The 17,496-nt window shown below is 69.3% G+C and carries 17 protein-coding genes; 8 read left to right on the forward strand and 9 right to left on the reverse strand.

The features are described from left to right. Positions 1 to 56: 56 nt before the first annotated feature. Together cydB and AC07B0_RS14645 are read right to left on the reverse strand one after the other, a co-directional pair. Positions 57 to 1,058 carry a cytochrome d ubiquinol oxidase subunit II gene (gene cydB, locus AC07B0_RS14640; protein ID WP_467295963.1) on the reverse strand — a complete coding sequence of 334 codons (1,002 nt, stop codon included), beginning with the start codon at positions 1,056 to 1,058 and terminating at the stop codon, positions 57 to 59. An 18-nt stretch (positions 1,059 to 1,076) separates the two neighbouring features. Continuing rightward, positions 1,077 to 2,582, reverse strand: coding sequence for a cytochrome ubiquinol oxidase subunit I (locus AC07B0_RS14645; RefSeq protein WP_356876053.1), 1,506 nt, complete (start codon positions 2,580 to 2,582; stop codon positions 1,077 to 1,079). Positions 2,583 to 2,773: 191 nt separating this feature from the next. On the opposite strand from AC07B0_RS14645, the gene AC07B0_RS14650 reads away from it, so the two are divergent. Beyond that, positions 2,774 to 3,142, forward strand: coding sequence for a cyclophilin-like fold protein (locus AC07B0_RS14650; protein WP_356876051.1), 369 nt, complete (start codon positions 2,774 to 2,776; stop codon positions 3,140 to 3,142). An 85-nt stretch (positions 3,143 to 3,227) separates the two neighbouring features. On the opposite strand, the gene hisC is transcribed toward AC07B0_RS14650, so the two are convergent. Next, positions 3,228 to 4,310 carry a histidinol-phosphate transaminase gene (gene hisC / locus AC07B0_RS14655; protein WP_356876049.1) on the reverse strand — a complete coding sequence of 361 codons (1,083 nt, stop codon included), beginning with the start codon at positions 4,308 to 4,310 and terminating at the stop codon, positions 3,228 to 3,230. A 362-nt stretch (positions 4,311 to 4,672) separates the two neighbouring features. On the opposite strand from hisC, the gene AC07B0_RS14660 reads away from it, so the two are divergent. The 3 genes from AC07B0_RS14660 (at position 4,673) to AC07B0_RS14670 (ending at position 8,266) form a co-directional block, all read left to right on the forward strand. After that, positions 4,673 to 5,788, forward strand: coding sequence for a LacI family DNA-binding transcriptional regulator (locus tag AC07B0_RS14660; RefSeq protein ID WP_356876047.1), 1,116 nt, complete (start codon positions 4,673 to 4,675; stop codon positions 5,786 to 5,788). Positions 5,789 to 6,018: 230 nt separating this feature from the next. Continuing rightward, positions 6,019 to 7,308 (forward strand): metallophosphoesterase, encoded by a 1,290-nt coding sequence (locus tag AC07B0_RS14665; RefSeq protein WP_356876045.1) that lies wholly within the window; start codon positions 6,019 to 6,021, stop codon positions 7,306 to 7,308. A gap of 148 nt (positions 7,309 to 7,456) precedes the next feature. Then, positions 7,457 to 8,266: a hypothetical protein gene (locus AC07B0_RS14670; protein ID WP_469377131.1), complete on the forward strand. Its 810-nt coding sequence runs from the start codon at positions 7,457 to 7,459 to the stop codon at positions 8,264 to 8,266. A 147-nt stretch (positions 8,267 to 8,413) separates the two neighbouring features. Here AC07B0_RS14670 and AC07B0_RS14675 read toward each other — a convergent pair whose 3' ends face one another. Continuing rightward, positions 8,414 to 9,466, reverse strand: coding sequence for an aldo/keto reductase (locus AC07B0_RS14675; protein WP_478898505.1), 1,053 nt, complete (start codon positions 9,464 to 9,466; stop codon positions 8,414 to 8,416). A gap of 142 nt (positions 9,467 to 9,608) precedes the next feature. Continuing rightward, entirely contained in the window at positions 9,609 to 11,396 is a 1,788-nt protein-coding gene (thiC, locus tag AC07B0_RS14680; RefSeq protein ID WP_356876041.1) for a phosphomethylpyrimidine synthase ThiC, read from the reverse strand. Between the two features lie 210 nt (positions 11,397 to 11,606). On the opposite strand from thiC, the gene AC07B0_RS14685 reads away from it, so the two are divergent. Beyond that, on the forward strand, positions 11,607 to 12,998 hold the full coding sequence (locus tag AC07B0_RS14685) for a YibE/F family protein (RefSeq protein WP_469377134.1): 1,392 nt from the start codon (positions 11,607 to 11,609) through the stop codon (positions 12,996 to 12,998). Positions 12,999 to 13,043: 45 nt separating this feature from the next. On the opposite strand, the gene AC07B0_RS14690 is transcribed toward AC07B0_RS14685, so the two are convergent. From AC07B0_RS14690 to AC07B0_RS14705, 4 genes are all read right to left on the reverse strand, one after another. Next, entirely contained in the window at positions 13,044 to 13,493 is a 450-nt protein-coding gene (locus tag AC07B0_RS14690) for an SsgA family sporulation/cell division regulator (protein ID WP_356876037.1), read from the reverse strand. Positions 13,494 to 13,590: 97 nt separating this feature from the next. Continuing rightward, positions 13,591 to 14,328, reverse strand: a complete 738-nt coding sequence (locus tag AC07B0_RS14695) for an IclR family transcriptional regulator (RefSeq protein WP_356876241.1) — start codon at positions 14,326 to 14,328, stop codon at positions 13,591 to 13,593. A 321-nt stretch (positions 14,329 to 14,649) separates the two neighbouring features. After that, on the reverse strand, positions 14,650 to 14,871 hold the full coding sequence (locus tag AC07B0_RS14700; protein WP_356876239.1) for a DUF5326 family protein: 222 nt from the start codon (positions 14,869 to 14,871) through the stop codon (positions 14,650 to 14,652). 149 nt (positions 14,872 to 15,020) lie between these two features. Further along, positions 15,021 to 15,338 (reverse strand): cupin domain-containing protein, encoded by a 318-nt coding sequence (locus tag AC07B0_RS14705; protein WP_356876035.1) that lies wholly within the window; start codon positions 15,336 to 15,338, stop codon positions 15,021 to 15,023. Positions 15,339 to 15,425: 87 nt separating this feature from the next. Here AC07B0_RS14705 and AC07B0_RS14710 point away from each other — a divergent pair, with 87 nt between their 5' ends. From AC07B0_RS14710 to AC07B0_RS14720, 3 genes are read left to right on the forward strand one after another with little or no spacing between them, the layout of a single operon-like run. Further along, entirely contained in the window at positions 15,426 to 15,806 is a 381-nt protein-coding gene (locus AC07B0_RS14710) for a phage holin family protein (RefSeq protein ID WP_469377137.1), read from the forward strand. A gap of 58 nt (positions 15,807 to 15,864) precedes the next feature. Continuing rightward, a complete protein-coding gene (locus AC07B0_RS14715; RefSeq protein WP_469377139.1) occupies positions 15,865 to 16,170 on the forward strand; it encodes an arsenate reductase/protein-tyrosine-phosphatase family protein in 306 nt (101 codons plus the stop codon). Next, a complete protein-coding gene (locus AC07B0_RS14720) occupies positions 16,167 to 17,330 on the forward strand; it encodes a cystathionine gamma-lyase (protein ID WP_469377141.1) in 1,164 nt (387 codons plus the stop codon). Before AC07B0_RS14715 ends, AC07B0_RS14720 begins: the two co-directional genes overlap by 4 nt. The last annotated feature ends 166 nt before the right edge of the window (positions 17,331 to 17,496 follow it).

A 17,496-nucleotide genomic window follows, 5' to 3' on the forward strand; every position in this document is an offset into this window, starting at 1 on the left:
CATCCCCTCGGCAGGTCGGGCAGGAGAGTCGGGCATCGGAGGGAGCCGCCGACGCCTCAGTGCGCGTCGACGATGTGCTGCGTCCCGATCCGCTTGCGGAACACCCAGTACGTCCAGCCCTGGTAGAGCAGGACGAGCGGCGTGGCCACTCCGGCGCACCAGGTCATGATCTTCAGTGTGTACGGGCTGGACGAGGCGTTGGTGACCGTGAGGTTCCAGGCGTCGTCCAGGGAGGACGGCATGACGTTCGGGAAGAGCGTCAGGAACAGCATCGCGACGGCGGCGGCGATGGTGATGCCGGAGAGCGCGAACGACCAGCCCTCGCGGCCCGCCAGGTTGCAGCCCAGGGCCCCGACCAGGGAAGCCACCGCGACGGCCATCGCGATCAGGCTCCAGCCGTCACCGCGCGAGACCTGGGTCCAGATCAGGAAGACGAGCGCCAGCAGCGCGGTGACCACGCCCAGCCGGGTGGCCAGTGCGCGCGAGCGGTCCCGGATGTCACCGACCGTCTTGAGCGAGGTGAACACCGCGCCGTGGAAGGTGAACAGGGTGAGGGTGACCAGACCGCCCAGGACCGAGTAGACGTTGATCAGGTCCAGGAAGCTCCCGACGTACTCCATGTCCTGGTCGATCTTCACGCCGCGCACGATGTTGGCGAAGGCCACGCCCCACAGGAAGGCGGGGATCAACGAGGTCCAGAAGATCGCGTGTTCCCAGTTGGTCTGCCACTTGTCCTCGGGCCGCTTGTGACGGTACTCGAAGGCGACGCCACGGATGATCAGGCAGACGAGGATGATCAGCAGCGGCAGGTAGAAACCGGAGAAGAGCGTGGCGTACCACTCGGGGAAGGCCGCGAAGGTCGCGCCGCCGGCGGTGAGGAGCCAGACCTCGTTGCCGTCCCAGACGGGCCCGATCGTGTTGATCAGGACCCGCTTCTCCGTGCGGTCACGGGCGAGCAGCTTGGTGAGGACACCGACACCGAAGTCGAAGCCCTCCAGGAAGAAGTAGCCGGTCCACAGGACGGCGATGAGTACGAACCAGACGTCGTGGAGTTGCATCGTGGGTCTCCTCGGGCCTCAGTACGAGAAGGCCATCGGCCGGTCGGGGTTCCTGTCGTCTCCGCCGATCTTCGTCGGCGGGTTCAGGTCGGCCTCGGTGAGTTCCGGGGGGCCGAGCTTGACGTACTTCACCAGCAGCCGGACCTCGATCACCGCGAGCACGGCGTAGAGCAGGGTGAAGCCGATCATCGAGGTGAGCACCTCGGCCTGGGTCACGTTCGGGGAGACCGCGTCCCGGGTGCGCAGCACTCCGTAGACGACCCAGGGCTGGCGTCCCATCTCGGTGAAGATCCAGCCCCAGGAGTTGGCTATGAGCGGGAAGCCCATGGTCCAGAGCGCGACGATCCAGTACAGGTTGGCGAAGCGCGGGCTCAGGGCCTTCTTGAAGAGGACCAGGTTCGGTACCTCTTCCGGGCCGGTGCGCAGGCCGGGCGGCAGCAGGAACTTCTTGCGGGTCAGCCACAGGCCCAGCGAGCCGATCGCGAGCGAGGCCATGCCGAAGCCGATCATCCAGCGGAAGCCCCAGTAGGCGACGGGGATGTTCGGCCGGTAGTCGCCGGGGCCGAACTTCTCCTGCTGGGCCTTGTTGACGTCGTTGATGCCCGGGACGAACGAGGTGAAGTCGTCGTTGGCCAGGAAGGACAGCAGGCCGGGGATCTCTATCGCGACCTTGTTGTGGCCCTTGTCCACGTCGCCGTAGGCGAAGACGGAGAAGGGGGCCGGCGCTTCGCCGTCCCACAGGGCCTCGGCCGCTGCCATCTTCATCGGCTGCTGCTTGTACATGACCTTGCCGAGCAGATCGCCGCTGATGGCGGTGCCCATACCGGCAATGATCATGACGATCAGGCCGAGGCGCAGCGAGCTGCGCATCACGGGCACGTGCTTCTTGCGCGCCAGGTGGTAGGCGGCGATGCCGGCCATGAACGCGCCGCCGACCAGGAACGCGGCCGTGATCGTGTGGAAGAACTGGGTCAGCGCGGTGTTCTGGGTGAGCACCAGCCAGAAGTCGGTGAGCTCGGCCCGGCCGCGTTCCTCGTTGATGCGGTAGCCGACGGGGTGCTGCATCCAGGAGTTGGCGGCGAGGATGAAGTAGGCGGACAGGACGGTGCCGATCGAGACCATCCAGATGCAGGCGAGGTGGATCTTCTTGGGCAGCTTGTCCCAGCCGAAGATCCACAGGCCGATGAAGGTCGACTCGAAGAAGAAGGCGATCAGGGCCTCGAAGGCGAGGGGGGCTCCGAAGACGTCGCCGACGAAGCGCGAGTAGTCGGACCAGTTCATGCCGAACTGGAACTCCTGCACGATGCCGGTGACGACACCCATCGCGATGTTGATCAGGAACAGCTTGCCCCAGAACTTCGTGGCCCTGAGGTACTTCTCGTTCTCGCTGCGCACCCATGCCGTCTGCAGGCCTGCCGTGAGGGCGGCGAGCGAGATCGTCAGGGGGACGAACAGGAAGTGGTAGACGGTGGTGATGCCGAACTGCCATCGCGCCAGCGTCTCCGGCGCCAAAGCTAGGTCCACGTCCTCGTCTCCTTCGGGTCACCGTGGTCACAGCGGCAGTCTGCCGTTTGTGTCCCACTCATTTCGGGAGGAAGCGGGACACGCTTGTGAACGCGTTCACATTCACAAGCATTATGTCGCACAGGCATCCGCAGCTTTCAGCCGGGGGGTACCTCTAGCCAAGACATTCAACAGATTGTTGAATTCAGCGCATGCAGATACGAATCTCCTGGCCCTCCGGCCAGCTCACCGCCACCCTCGACGAGACCCCGACCAGCAAGGCGCTGGCCGAGGCCCTCCCGATCTCGGCCTCCGCCAACACGTGGGGCGAGGAGGTCTACTTCGACACCGGCGTCTCCGTCGCCCTGGAGCACGACGCCCGGCAGGTCGTCGACCCGGGCACGGTCGCGTTCTGGACCGAGGGCGACGCGCTCGCGCTGCCGTACGGCCCCACTCCCATCTCGCGCGGGGGCGAGAGCCGCCTGGCGAGCCCGTGCAACGTGCTCGGCTCGTTCGACGGCGACCCCCGCCTGCTGTCCACCGTCCGCGACGGCGACCCCATCCGCGTGGAGCTGGTGTAGGCCCGTGACCGGGCCCACACCCCGGCTCCGCTCCTGAGGCCGCGGCCCCTGGAGTCACGACTCCGGAAGCCACGGCTCCGCGCGGCTACATCTCCTTGAAGAACGCCTCCGCCGTGTGCAGGAAGAGGTCGTTCGCCTCGGTCTCACCGATCGTGACCCGCAGGCCCTCGCCCGCGAAGGGCCGGACCACCACACCGGCCTTCTCGCAGGCCGCCGCGAACTCGGCGGTCCGCTCCCCCAGCCGCATCCACACGAAATTGGCCTGCGTGTCCGGGACGACCGTCCAGCCCTGGGCGAGCAGCGTCCCGTGCACCCTCGCGCGCTCGCCCACCAGCGAGCCGACCCGGCCCATCAGCTCGTCCTCGGCCCGCAGCGAGGCGACCGCGGCGTCCTGGGCGAGCTGGCTGACGCCGAAGGGCACCGCCGTCTTGCGCAGCGCGGCGGCCACCGGCTCGTGCGCGACCGCGAATCCGACCCGCAGACCGGCCAGGCCGTACGCCTTGGAGAACGTACGCAGCACCGCCACGTTGGGGCGGCTGCGGTAGAGCTCGATGCCGTCGGGGACGTCGGCGTCGCGCACGAACTCGCGGTAGGCCTCGTCCAGGACCACCAGGACGTCCGAGGGCACCCGGTCCAGGAAACGTTCCAGCTCGGCGCGGCGCACCGCGGTGCCCGTGGGGTTGTTGGGATTGCAAACGAAGATCAGGCGCGTCCGGTCGGTGATCGCGGCGGCCATGGCGTCCAGGTCGTGCACGTCCCCGTCGGTCAGCGGCACCTGCACCGACGTCGCACCCGAGATCTGCGTGATGATCGGGTAGGCCTCGAAGGACCGCCAGGCGTAGATGACCTCGTCGCCCGGACCCGCCGTCGACTGGATCAGCGACTGGGCCACGCCGACCGAGCCTGTGCCCGTGGCGATGTGCTCGACCGGCACGCCGAAACGCTCCGCCAGCTCGTTGACCAGGCCCGTGCAGGCCATGTCCGGGTAGCGGTTGAACCGCCCGGCGGCCGCGACCGCGCTCTCCAGGACACCCGGCAGCGGCGGGTACGGGTTCTCGTTCGAGGACAGCTTGAACGCCACGGCCCCGCCGGCGGCTGCCGGCTTTCCGGGCTTGTAGGTGGGAATGCCGTCCAGCTCGGCGCGCAGCTTCGGGCTCTTCTCGCTCACCGCAGGTCCTCCTCGACCGTCCCGTCGACGGCACCGTCGACTCAATACTGCTCACCATATGAGGATTCCGCCGATCCGAGAATGGCGGGCGCCCGGAACACAGGGGGAGCGCGCGCATATATGCGTGCGCCGGTGGCCTGCGCCGTGGCGCGCGTCCCTCGTGCAGGTGAGTTGCGAACGGTCCGCAGCGGCTCCGTTTTGGCATGCTCGTACCCGAAGACAAGCGGCACCCTTACTCAGAGCGACCAATGACCTTTGTTTCCAAGGTCATTGGGGGTGGCGAAACATGCAGAATCGTGCCTGTCAACGCGTGCATATGCACCCGGACCACCCACCCCACCGAGCCCTACTATCGGCTCGCCATGACAGCAGCAGGGAAGCATCAGGTGAGCCGGGCCGAGACCACCCGGCGAGTCGGCGGCCGACAGGGCCGGGCCGGCATCAGAGACGTGGCCGCCGCAGCGGGCGTCTCCATCACAACCGTCTCCGACGCGCTCAATGGCAAGGGGCGGCTGCCGGACGCCACCCGCCGCCACGTTCGCGAGGTCGCCGACCGGCTGGGCTATCGCCCCTCCGCCGCCGCTCGCACCCTCCGTACCGGCAAGTCGGGCCTCATCGGCCTGACCGTGACGACGTACGGGGATGAACCTTTCACCTTCACCGAATTCGCGTACTTCGCGGAGATGGCACGGGCCGCAACCTCGGCCGCGCTCGCCCGCGGCTACGCCCTCGTCATCCTCCCCGCCACCTCACGACACGACGTCTGGTCCAACGTGGCCCTCGACGGCACCGTCGTGATCGACCCCTCCGACCACGACCCCGTGGTCAGCGAGCTGGTCCGTCAGGGACTCCCCGTGGTCTCCGACGGCCGCCCGGCCGGCACCCTCCCCGTCACCGCCTGGGTCGACAACGACCACGAGGCGGCCGTACTGGGCCTCCTCGACCACCTGGCCGCCGCCGGTGCCCGCCGCATCGGGCTGCTGACCGGCACCACCACCGACACCTACACGCGGCTCTCCACCACCGCCTACCTCAACTGGTGCGAGCGGGTCGGGCAGGACCCGGTCTACGAGTCCTACCCCGCCCACGACCCGTGTGCCGGGGCGGTGGCCGCCGACCGGCTGCTCGCCCGGCCCGACCGGCCCGACGCCGTCTACGGGCTCTTCGACCCCAACGGCACCGACCTGCTCGCCGCAGCCCGGCGCTACGGCCTGCGCGTTCCCGAGGACCTGCTGCTCGTCTGCTGCAGCGAATCGACCGTCTACGCCAACACCGAACCGCCCATCACCACGCTCTCCCTCAAACCGCGCCGCATCGGCACCGCCGTCGTGCAGTTGCTGATCGACGCCATCGAGGGGGTCGACACCGGACGGCCCGTCGAACAGGTCGTCCCGACCGAACTCATCATCCGTACCTCCTCGCAGCGCAGGACGCCCCGGACCACAGTCAGCCCACCCCGATCACCGGCCCAGGACTGACCTCCACACCACGGCACGGCGGGGCCGACGGCCCCGCCGAGGATTTCAGCAACACCGATATCGGGAGAAATCGGCAGGAACGACCGGCTCCGGCCAGGATTCACCACCCCTGGTGCGTCACAGAGCGCGAGCTGCATTCCTATGATGGGCGCACGACATCACGGACCCTCCGCCCCAGCGGTCAGGAGGGTCCGCAGGTGTACGGCAGCGCGACGGTGGTGGAGGGGTCGATGACTCAGGGGGCCGGTCAGGGACCCGCGATGCGGACGGACACGCTGCGGGACTTCCGGGTGCCGGTCAGCGAACCCGCCCCGTACACCGCGTCCAAAAGCCTGCCCGGGGATGCCCCCGCGTACGGCGAACACCCCGCGTACTACGGCGCGGCCCCGTCCCCGGCACCGGCACACCCGGCGTCCGGGTACGTAGCGGGCCACCCCGAGTACCTCGGCTCCGCCCCCGCGGCCCGTCCCGTGCCGGAGACCGTCCCGCAGCAGCGCACGGCCACGGCCCACGCGGACGTCCGCGCCACGGCGCACGCCGATGCGCACGCCGAGGACCCGGGCGTCGCCGACGAGCCCGACGACGGCTACACCCCCACGCAGCGCGACCTGCCCGTCATCGGCCGCGGCGCCCAGGGCGGCCCCGGCGACACCGTGCAGGTGCACTACGTCCCCCAGGAGGCACCGGCCTCCGGCCCCGGCCCGCTGTACGTGGTGGGTGACGTCCACGGCTACCTCGACGAGCTGGTCAGGGAACTGCGGGCGCAGGACCTCATCGACGCCGACGGGCGCTGGTCCGCCGGCAACGCGCGGCTCTGGTTCCTCGGCGACTTCACCGACCGCGGTCCCGACGGCATCGGCGTCATCGACCTCGTCATGCGGCTCTCCGCCGAGGCCGCGGCCGCCGGCGGCTACTGCAAGGCCCTCATGGGCAACCACGAGCTGCTGCTCATCGGCGCCAAGCGGTTCGGCGACACCCCCGTGCACTCAGGGGCCGGTACGGCCACCTTCCAGGCCGCCTGGCTGCTCAACGGCGGCCAGCGCACCGACATGGAGCGCCTGGAGGACGTCCACCTGCAGTGGATGTCACGGCTGGACGCGGCCACCCTGGAAGACGGCCACCTGCTGCTGCACTCCGACACCACCGCGTACCTCGACTACGGCGACTCCATCGAGGACGTCAACGACACCATCCACGAACTGCTCAACCGCAACGACGCCGACATCACCTGGGACCTGTTCCGCAAGTTCACCAAGCGGTTCGCCTTCCGCGACGAGGAAACCGGCCCGCACGCCGTACGCGAACTCCTCGGCACCTACGGCGGCGGACGCGTCGTCCACGGACACAGCCCGATCCCCTACCTCCTCGGCGAAGTGGGCACCGAGGACGGCGACGAGTCGCGCGGCCCGGAAGCGGTGGACGGACCGCACGTGTACGCCGAAGGTCTGGCCATCGCCATGGACGGCGGGGTCACGATGGCGGGCAAACTGCTCGTCGTTCAACTACCTCTGCGCGACTGAGCGTTCTCGGAGCGGGGTATTTCGGCAAAGCCCCTGTCACGGCGTGGCAGGGGCGCTCTACCATCGCTCTATCCGTAGCAGGCTCTCCTCCGTTTGTGCCGGTGCCCGGGTCTACGCGGGCATACCGGCTTGTACGGAGCATCGGGGGATGCACATGACCAGCGCTCCGCACCTGCTGACCGAAGACCGGCCCGAGTTCGACCGCCTCCTCGACGAGGCGCTGCGCACCGCGGACGAACGGCCCGAGCTCGCCACTCTGGGTGAACGGCTGAACGCCGAACAACTGCGCACGATGGCCTTGAACGCCAGTGCCCTGCTGACCGCCGCGGCCGCGGCCGAGTACGACCACTACGTGAAGGTCCGCGAGGAACTGCGCGACGAGGCCCTGTCGGCCCCCACGAGCGGGGGCGAGGACGGCATGGGCGACCAGGACGACGGAGCCGGTGTGAGCGCCGTGGTCGCCGTCCTGGCCCCCCTCCTGGCCGGGACCGCCATGGTGATCTTCCTGCTGGTGGGCTACAGCCTGAGGATGCTCGACCCGGAACCCGCCTTCGCCCAGACGATGCTGACGGCCGGTTGGCTGTTCGGGGCCCTCACCGTGGCCGCCCTGCTCTTCGCCGTGATCGGGCTGCTGGTGACGGCCTTGCGCAACAGCTCGACGGAGACCGTGGCGGAGACCGTGGTGATACCCGACGAGCTCTCACGGGCCAGGGAGGCCTGGCGCAACGCCCTGCTGGAACGGGGCATCATGCCGTTCCTGCGGGACGCCCTGGCCGACCCGAGCGCCGCCGGCCATCCGACCCCCCGCACGCCGGGGGCCGGGCGCATCCCCAACCTGGGGTACACCCGGCCCGACTTCACCAGTCCCGGATCCCCGTCGCAGGGGCCCCGGCCCGGCTACTCGTCCCCGGACTTCACCAGCCCTGACTTCGGCGGGCCGGAGCACGAACGGGAGTGACGAAGTGACGGGCACGCCGGAGTGCGCTTCGGTCGGCCCGTCACCGTTTCACGTGAAACATCGCCTTCCGCGCAGGCCCGGGCAGCCAGGGACGTCCGAGCGTGCGGGCAAGACCCCGCCGGGCAGCCAGGACTGCGACGACACTCCCTAGATGGCCGCCGCGCGCTCGTCGAGCGGCCGCCGCCGCTGACGGGCCTCCGTCAGCGCCGTGGGACGCCAGACACCGTCCGGCCGGTAGAGGTTCACGCCGGGCGCCACGATCTCGTCGATCCGGTCGAGCACCGCGTCGTCGAGGACCAGCCCGGCTCCCGCGACCAGCGATTCCATCTGCTCCATCGTCCGCGGCCCGATGATCACCGAGGTGACGGCGGGATGCGCGACGGGGAAGGCCACGGCCAGTTCCGGCAGCGTGCAGCCGATCGACTCGGCCAGCTCGACGAGCTGTTCCACTGCCTCCAGCTTGGCCACGTTGCCCGGGATCGCCGGATCGAAGCGTGCCGGAGTCAGGGCGGCCCGGCCCGAGGTCAGGTCGATCGGCCCGCCGAGCCGGTACTTTCCGCTCAGGAAGCCGGATGCGAGCGGGCTCCAGGTCAGCACGCCCATCCCGTAGCGACGGGCGACCGGCAGCACGTCGGCCTCGATGCCCCGCGCGAGGATCGAGTACGGGGGCTGCTCCGTACGGAACCGGGGCAGGGCCCGCCGCCCGGCCACGTGGTGCGCCTCGACGAGTTCCTCGGCCGGGAACGTAGAGCAGCCGAAGGAGCGGATCTTGCCGGCCCTGACCAGGTCGCCGAGGACCGACAGGGTCTCCTCGACGTCGGTCGTGTGGTCGGGCCGGTGCACCTGGTAGAGGTCGATCCAGTCGGTGTCCAGGCGCCGCAGGCTGTCCTCCACCGCCCGCACGATCCAGCGCCGCGAGTTGCCGCTGCGGTTGCGTCCCTCTCCCATCTGGAAGTGGACCTTCGTGGCGAGCACGACGTCGTCGCGCCGCCCCTTGAGTGCCTTGCCCACGATCACCTCGGACTCACCGGCCGAGTACATGTCCGCGGTGTCGAGGAAGTTGATCCCCCTGTCGAGCGCGGCATGGATGATCCGCACGCACTCCTCGTGGTCCGGGTTCCCCACCGCTCCGAACATCATCGTGCCCAGGCAGTGGGCACTCACCTCGATGCCCGTACCGCCAAGATTTCGGTATCCCATGCTCATGCGGCCGCACTCTAGGAGCTGGAGCGCACTCCAGGTCAAGCAACGCGCCCCCACTCCGTCAGAGTCCGGACGCGGCGCTGCTCCCGGCGGGCGACACTCCGCCGCGCCGGGAGCAGCACTCCCCCCATGCTGTGCGTCAGTCCGCCAACGGCAGGTAGACGCGGTTGCCCGCGGCGGCGAACTCGGCGGACTTCTCCGCCATGCCCGCCTGGATCTCGTCGGCCTTCAGGTCGCCGCCATGCTCACGGCGGATGTCCTGCGAGATCTTCATGGAGCAGAACTTGGGACCGCACATGGAGCAGAAGTGCGCGGTCTTGGCCGGCTCGGCCGGCAGGGTCTCGTCGTGGAACTCGCGGGCCGTGTCCGGGTCGAGGGCCAGGTTGAACTGGTCCTCCCAGCGGAACTCGAAGCGCGCGTCCGACAGGGCGTCGTCCCACTCCTGGGCGCCCGGGTGCCCCTTGGCCAGGTCCGCCGCGTGGGCGGCGATCTTGTAGGTGATGACGCCGGTCTTCACGTCGTCGCGGTTGGGCAGGCCCAGGTGCTCCTTGGGCGTGACGTAGCAGAGCATCGCCGTGCCCCACCAGGCGATCATCGCGGCGCCGATGCCCGAGGTGATGTGGTCGTACGCGGGCGCGACGTCCGTGGTGAGCGGGCCGAGCGTGTAGAACGGCGCCTCCTCGCAGATCTCCTGCTGGAGGTCGATGTTCTCCTTGATCTTGTGCATCGGGACGTGTCCCGGGCCCTCGATCATCGTCTGCACGTTGTGCCGCTTGGCGATCGTGTTCAGCTCGCCCAGGGTCTTCAGCTCGGCGAACTGCGCCGCGTCGTTGGCGTCCGCGATGGAACCGGGGCGCAGGCCGTCGCCCAGGGAGTACGTGACGTCGTAGGTCGCGAGGATGTCGCAGAGCTCTTCGAAGTTCGTGTAGAGGAAGTTCTCCTTGTGGTGCGCCAGGCACCAGGCGGCCATGATCGAGCCGCCGCGGGAGACGATGCCGGTCTTGCGACGGGCGGTCAGCGGCACGTACGGGAGCAGCACGCCGGCGTGGACCGTCATGTAGTCGACGCCCTGCTCGGCCTGCTCGATGACCGTGTCCTTGTAGATCTCCCAGGTCAGGTCCTCGGCACGGCCGTCGACCTTCTCCAGTGCCTGGTACAGCGGCACGGTGCCGATCGGGACGGGGGAGTTGCGCAGCACCCACTCGCGCGTGGTGTGGATGTTGCGGCCCGTCGAGAGGTCCATGACCGTGTCGGCGCCCCACTTGGTCGCCCAGGTCATCTTGTCGACCTCCTCCTCGATGGAGGAGGTGACCGCGGAGTTGCCGATGTTGGCGTTGACCTTCACCAGGAACCGCTTGCCGATGATCATCGGCTCGATCTCGGGGTGGTTCACGTTGGCCGGAAGAACCGCGCGGCCTGCGGCGATCTCCTCGCGGACGACCTCGGGGGAGACGTTCTCGCGGATCGCGACGTACTCCATCTCCGGCGTGATCTCACCGCGACGGGCGTACGCGAGCTGGGTGACGGCGGCGCCGCCACGGCCCCGGCGGGGCTGCCGGGGGCGGCCCGGGAAGACCGCGTCCAGGTTCTTGAGGCCGCCGCGGGGCGAGGTGTGCTTGATGCCGTCGTCCTCGGGGCGCACGGGGCGGCCCGCGTACTCCTCGGTGTCGCCGCGGCCGATGATCCAGTTCTCGCGCAGCGGTGCGAGGCCCCGGCGGACGTCCGTCTCGATCCCGGGGTCGGTGTACGGGCCGGACGTGTCGTAGAGCGTCACGTCCTTGCCGTTGGTGAGGTGCACCTGGCGGACGGGCACCCGGATGTCGGGGCGGGATCCCGCCACGTAGCCCTTGTGCCAGCCCGGCTGGCGCTCGGTGCGGTCGTCGGCGTCCTGGCTGACGGCAGGCGTGCGTGCGTCCTGAATGGTCATGAGACCTATCTCCCTACGCCGGCATTACCCGGTAACAGGTTCGGCGGTCGACGCAGCCTCTTCCCCTACGCATCCTCATGTGCGTACGGTGATCAGCGCCCTCTCAGCCCGGTGCTCCGAGCTCCCGCGTTGTGCAAAGGTGCCCCCACGCTAGCGTCATCTGTGGCGTGCTGAACAGTGGGCCCCCTCATCTCTTGCGATGATCTGCCGGTGACGTCCTCGCCGCAGCCCCCCACCGAGCCCACAGATCCCACGGGTCACACCGGCCACGAGCACGCGTCCCACGGGCATGCGGCCGGGCCCTCCCACGGGCATTCACACAGCCACGGCCACGGACCGGCGGCCCCCGTCTCCAAGCACCTGCGCAAGGTCATCGCGGCGGTACTGATCCCCTTCGCCGCGGCCGTCTTCATCGGCATGGCGGTCCTCTGGCCGGGCGGCGCCCCCGCGCACGAACGCACCGGGGTGGGCTTCGACCGGCAGACGCAGCAGGGCACGGTCGTGGCGCTCGCGAACGTCGACTGCAAGTCCGTGAACGCCTCGCAGGTTCCGCCGACGGGCGACACCTCCACCCCCGAGGGCCGCGAGGCCCAGGCCGCGCAGACCGGCGAGTGCAAGAAGGCCACCGTCGTCGTCGACACCGGCCCGGACAAGGGGCGGGCCTTCTTCGAGATCGTCCAGCCGGGTGCGCCACGGCAGTTGGAGCAGGGCCAGAAGGTGGTGGTCGCCTACGCGCCCGACGCGCCCCGCGACCTCCAGTACTCGGTGATCGACGTGAACCGCAAGCTCCCGCTGGCCGTACTGGCGGGCATCTTCGCGGTGGCGGTCGTCGTGGTCGGCCGCCTGCGCGGTCTGTTCGCCCTGATCGCCCTAGTGATCAGTTTCGGGATCCTGACCCTCTTCATCCTCCCGGCGATCCTCCAGGGCTCGAACCCCCTGCTCGTCGCGATCGTCGGATCCAGCGCGATCATGCTGATCGCCCTCTACATGTGCCACGGACTGACGGCCCGGACCTCGGTGGCCGTCCTCGGCACCCTCGCCTCGCTGCTGCTGATCGGCCTGCTCGGTTCGGTGTTCATCGACTGGGCGTTCCTGAGCGGCAACACCGACGACAACACCGGCCTGATCCACGGGCTCTACCCCGAGATCGACATGAGCGGCCTGCTGCTCGCGGGTGTGATCATCGGATCGCTCGGCGTACTCGACGACGTGACGGTCACCCAGACCTCGGCCGTGTGGGAACTCCACCAGGCCGACCCGAAGATGGGGCCGCGCGCCCTGTACGGGGCGGCGATCCGGATCGGCCGCGACCACATCGCCTCCGTGGTCAACACCCTGGTCCTGGCTTACGCGGGCGCCTCGCTGCCCCTGCTCCTGCTGTTCACCATCGCCAACAGCAGCATGGGGGACGTGGCCAACAGCGAGCTGGTCGCGGAGGAGATCGTACGGACCCTCGTGGGGTCGATCGGACTCGTCGCCTCGGTGCCCATGACCACCGCGCTCGCCGCCCTTGTGGTCTCCGCGGACCGGCCGGCGGCCCCGGCGGCCGCGGCGGCCGCCGGGCCGGTCCGTGGCGGCCGGGGCCGACGGCGCAAGCGCTGAACGGCGAGGCGCCGTCGTTACGGTAAGTGACGGGACGCGGGTTCCTCAGCCCGCATTCCGCTCGTTCTGCTGCGCTTCGGCGAGGATCTTGTCGAGTTCCTCGTCGAGGTTCCCCTCGAAATCCCCGAGACTGCGCTCCTGACCGAGCGGAACAAGCCGGTCGGTGCGGTCGAGGAAGGCGACGAGGGGGGCCGCGCCGGCCCGGAACAGGGCCCGGTCACCGCCGACCTGAAGGCGGATGTGGACGTCGGACAACTCCTCCGGATCGCTGGGAGCGATGTGCACATCACCGTCGCCGCACGGCTTGTTGATGCCGTCCAGAAGCAGCTCCCGGCCGAACGCCCAGGTCACGGGCGCGTCTCCGGGAAGGTGGAAGGTGAGGCGCACTGCGTAGGGATCACGTGCTTCGTACCGGAGTTCCACCGGGATCCGGAACGAGAGCTCCTCGGAAACGAGGAAGCTCATCATGACCTCTGCCTGTACCGACTCGCGCATGGACTACCCCGCTGTAGTGGAAGTGGCCAGGAATGATCCCCCGAAGCCCTCTTGACAAGAGTGGTGGAAGCGCTAGCAGATCACAAGGAGTGAGTTTTCAGATACTGATAGAGAAGGAGAGGGTGCTCAACAGCGCGCCTACTTCACTCCGTAGTCGATCGACCGCATAGAGCAACCGGTCTTCCTGGTGCACGGGAAGGGAAATGGCCATGGTTGCGGCGGTATCGCCGGCGGTGATCGGGATCGCCGCGCACACCGTTCCCAGCGCGTACTCCTGACGCTCCGTAACCGGCTGCATCCGCTCCAGGGAGCCGATGCGCTGCTCCAGGGCGTGCACATCGCGCACGGTATAGGGGGTGATGCCCTCGACCGGGTGACGGTCGTAGTGGTCCTTGCGCGCCTTCTCGTCGAGCTGGCCCAGCAGGCACTGCCCGATGGCGTGCGCGTGGCCGGTCTCGCGGAAATCGGCCCACTCCTCGCAGGCCGGGCCGGCCGGGGTGTCCGAGACGCCCACGACCTCGATCTCACCCTCGCGGTACACCGCGAAGTAGACGGGGGCCCCGACCGCGTCGCGAAAGTGCGCGAGGGAGTCGAGGATCATGCTGCGACGTTTCTGCTGAAGTCCGCCGCCGGCCAGCCGCCCGGCGGCGGCCCCGAGGACGAAAACCCCGCCCTCCCGGCGCAGATAGCCCTCGTGGGTCAGGGTCCGCAGCAGGTGGTACGCGGTGGGGAGCGGGAGCCCGGCTTCGCGCGCGAGTTGTTTCGCCGGAGCTCCCTCACTATGGGAGCCCACCGCCTCCAGCAGCCTCAGCGCCCGCTGCACCGAACCGATCAGGGTCGGCACACCGGCATTGTGAACCGAAGACAAAGCTCACCCCCAGGCGTGGCGGCGGGCCTGGGGGGCCCGCCCTGCGGGGGCCGCCCCCGCGTGTGCCGCGGCTCCTGGGGGTGGTGGTCGGCGACGCCGGACGCGCCCGCCGGTGGAGAGCGGAGTACCGGCTGACGGTGCCCAGGGGAACGGCACAGATTGCCACCCTATCCGCCGATTCCCGTGGTGTGGGCGTTTTGCCAGCCCAGGTTCCCCCGCATGGGTCAACGCCGCTACCGCCCGACGCGAGGAGTCCCGCCGTTCCCGGGAGTTGGCACCACCGCGGTCCTACCACTCCCCGGAGGAAGAGGACTTCGATCCGCTGCCGCTGAACTTCTTGACCAGGAAGATCAGTCCACCGACGAGGGCGACGAAGAGCAGCACCTTGAAGACGATCGAGATCAGCGTGCCGATGATGGTGGTGATCACTCCGCCGAACACCAGGAGCGCCAGCAGCGGAACGGCGATCCACTTGACCCACCAGGGCATGCCCGCGAACACAGCTCGGATCCCGTCCATGTCTTCTACCTCTTCCTCGTCCGTGACTTCCTGCTCCCGATGCTAGGAGTCCACGGCTTCGGCCGGGGGCCCGTGAGCCCCCGGAACCCCCTGATCCGCCCCCTAGGGGAACCGGGCGTCCGACCCCGGCACCGGCGCCCTCAGCCCTCCGGCGGTGAGAACACCACCAGCACCTTCAAGGGCTCGGTGATGTGGTGGAACCTGTGCGGCACCCCGGCCGGCACGTAGACGACGCTGCCGTTGGCCACCACCGTCGTCTCCTCCCCGACCGTGATCGAGGCGCGGCCGCTCACCACGTAGTACACCTCGTCCTGCAGGTGCGGCTGCTGGGGATCGCTCTGGCCCGCGTCGAGGGCGTACAGCCCGGCCGACATGTTCCGCTCCCGCAGGAATTGCAGATAGGCGCCGTCGTTGGCCGCCCTCTCCGCCTCGAGCTCATCCAGCCGGAAGGCCTTCATCGTTGTCGTGCCCCTTGTTCGGTGCTGCCCTGGGATCCGCTGATCTGCTGATGTCCGACCGGGATCTTCTCTGCCACGATCAGACACATGACGAATTTCGTAGTCAAGACGCTCGCCAACGCGGCCGCCCTGGCCGTGGCCATCTGGCTGCTCGCCGGCATCACGCTCGACGACGGAAGCAGCCTGGGCCGCCGCACCCTCACACTGATCCTGGTCGCGCTGGTATTCGGCCTGGTCAACCTCATCGTCAAGCCCGTGGTGAAGTTGCTCTCCCTCCCCCTGTTCATCCTCACCCTCGGCCTGTTCACCCTGGTCGTGAACGCCCTGATGCTGCTCCTGACCTCCTGGCTGGCCGAGCAGTTCAAGCTCAGCTTCCACGTGGACGGTTTCTGGACGGCGGTCGTCGGCGGCCTGATCATCTCCGTCGTCTCCTGGGCCGTGAACATGGCCCTGCCCGACAAGAACTGAGCGACCCCCCGTGTACCGCGTCTGCTTCGTCTGCACCGGGAACATCTGCCGCTCGCCCATGGCCGAGTCCGTCTTCCGCTCCCACGTCACCGAGGCCGGGCTCGACGGCCGGGTCGAGGTGGACAGCGCCGGCACCGGCGGCCGGCACGAGGGCGACGGCAAGGTCCGGCTGCTGCGCTCGTACGATCCGGCGGCTGCGCGGGAACACGTGACGGACACACTGAACTCAACCGACACACTGGACGTGCCGGACCCCTACTACGGCTCCCTCGACGGGTTCGAGGAATGCCTGGAGCTGGTCGAGGCCGTGAGCCCCGGCCTGCTGGACGCGGTACGCGCCGCCGTGAAGGAGCACACCCCTTGAACGACCACCCCACCTCCGAAGCCGCCGCGACCGACCGGTACGGCGACGGCACCCGCGCCGTGCGCGCCGGATTCCCCGAGCCCGTCAAGAACGAACCGACCCTGCCGGGGCCCGTGTTCGCCGCCCACTTCCACCTCCCGGGCGACGTGAGCGGCCCGTACACCTACGGCCGCGACACCAATCCGACCTGGACCCTGCTGGAACGCGCGATCGGCGAACTGGAGGCGCCCGGAAAGGACGTGGAGACCGTCGTCTTCGCATCCGGCATGGCCGCGATCTCCGCCGTCCTGCTCTCCCAGGCTCGCACCGGCGACACCGTCGTCCTGCCCGACGACGGCTACCAGGCGCTGCCGCTGCTCCGTGAGCAGATGGAGGCGTACGGGATCGCCGTGCGCACCGCCCCCACCGGCGACGACGCCCAGCTGACCGCCCTCGACGGAGCCCGGCTGCTGTGGATCGAAACCCCCTCCAATCCGGGGCTCGACGTGTGCGACGTACGCCGCCTCGTGAAGGCCGCGCACGGGGGCGGCACCCTGGTCGCCGTCGACAACACCCTCGCCACCCCGCTCGGGCAGCGGCCGCTGGAACTCGGCGCGGACTTCTCCGTGGCCAGCGGCACCAAGGGGCTCACCGGCCACGGAGACCTGCTGCTCGGCTACGTCGTCTGCCGCGACCCCGAGCTCGCCTCGGCCGTCCGCCGCTGGCGCAAGATCGTCGGCGCCATTCCGGGACCCATGGAGGCCTGGCTCGCCCACCGCTCGCTGGCCACCATCCAACTGCGCGCCCAGCGCCAGTGGGGCAACGCGCTGGCGGTCGCCGAAGCACTCGCCGACCGCGCCGAGGTGAGCGGACTGCGCTACCCGGGGCTCCCCTCGGACCCGTCCCACAAGACGGCGGCCCGGCAGATGAGCGGCTTCGGCTCGGTGGTCTCCTTCACGCTGCCGGACCGCGCACACGCGGAACGCTTCATGGCCGCCCTGCACCTGGTCGAGGACGCCACGAGCTTCGGCGGAGTGCGGTCCACGGCGGAGCGGCGCGGACGCTGGGGCGGCGACGCCGTGCCGGAGGGCTTCATCCGCTTCTCCGCCGGCGCCGAGGATCCCGAAGACCTGGTCGCCGACGTGCTGCGGGCCCTTGGCCAGGCGGCCTCCGGGGCCTGAACTCCACGGGAAAGCGGTCCGAGCCTCCCCCCTGGTGGCTCGGACCGCCCCGGGTTCCGCAAGTGAAGAACCACACGAACAAGGCTAATTGACTCAGCGTCAGAGTCCAATCACGGTAACGACAGGGGCCTATCGGCATATTTATAGTTGAAGGCCCCCACCGAGA

This window comes from Streptomyces sp. NPDC044704, from assembly GCF_056433525.1.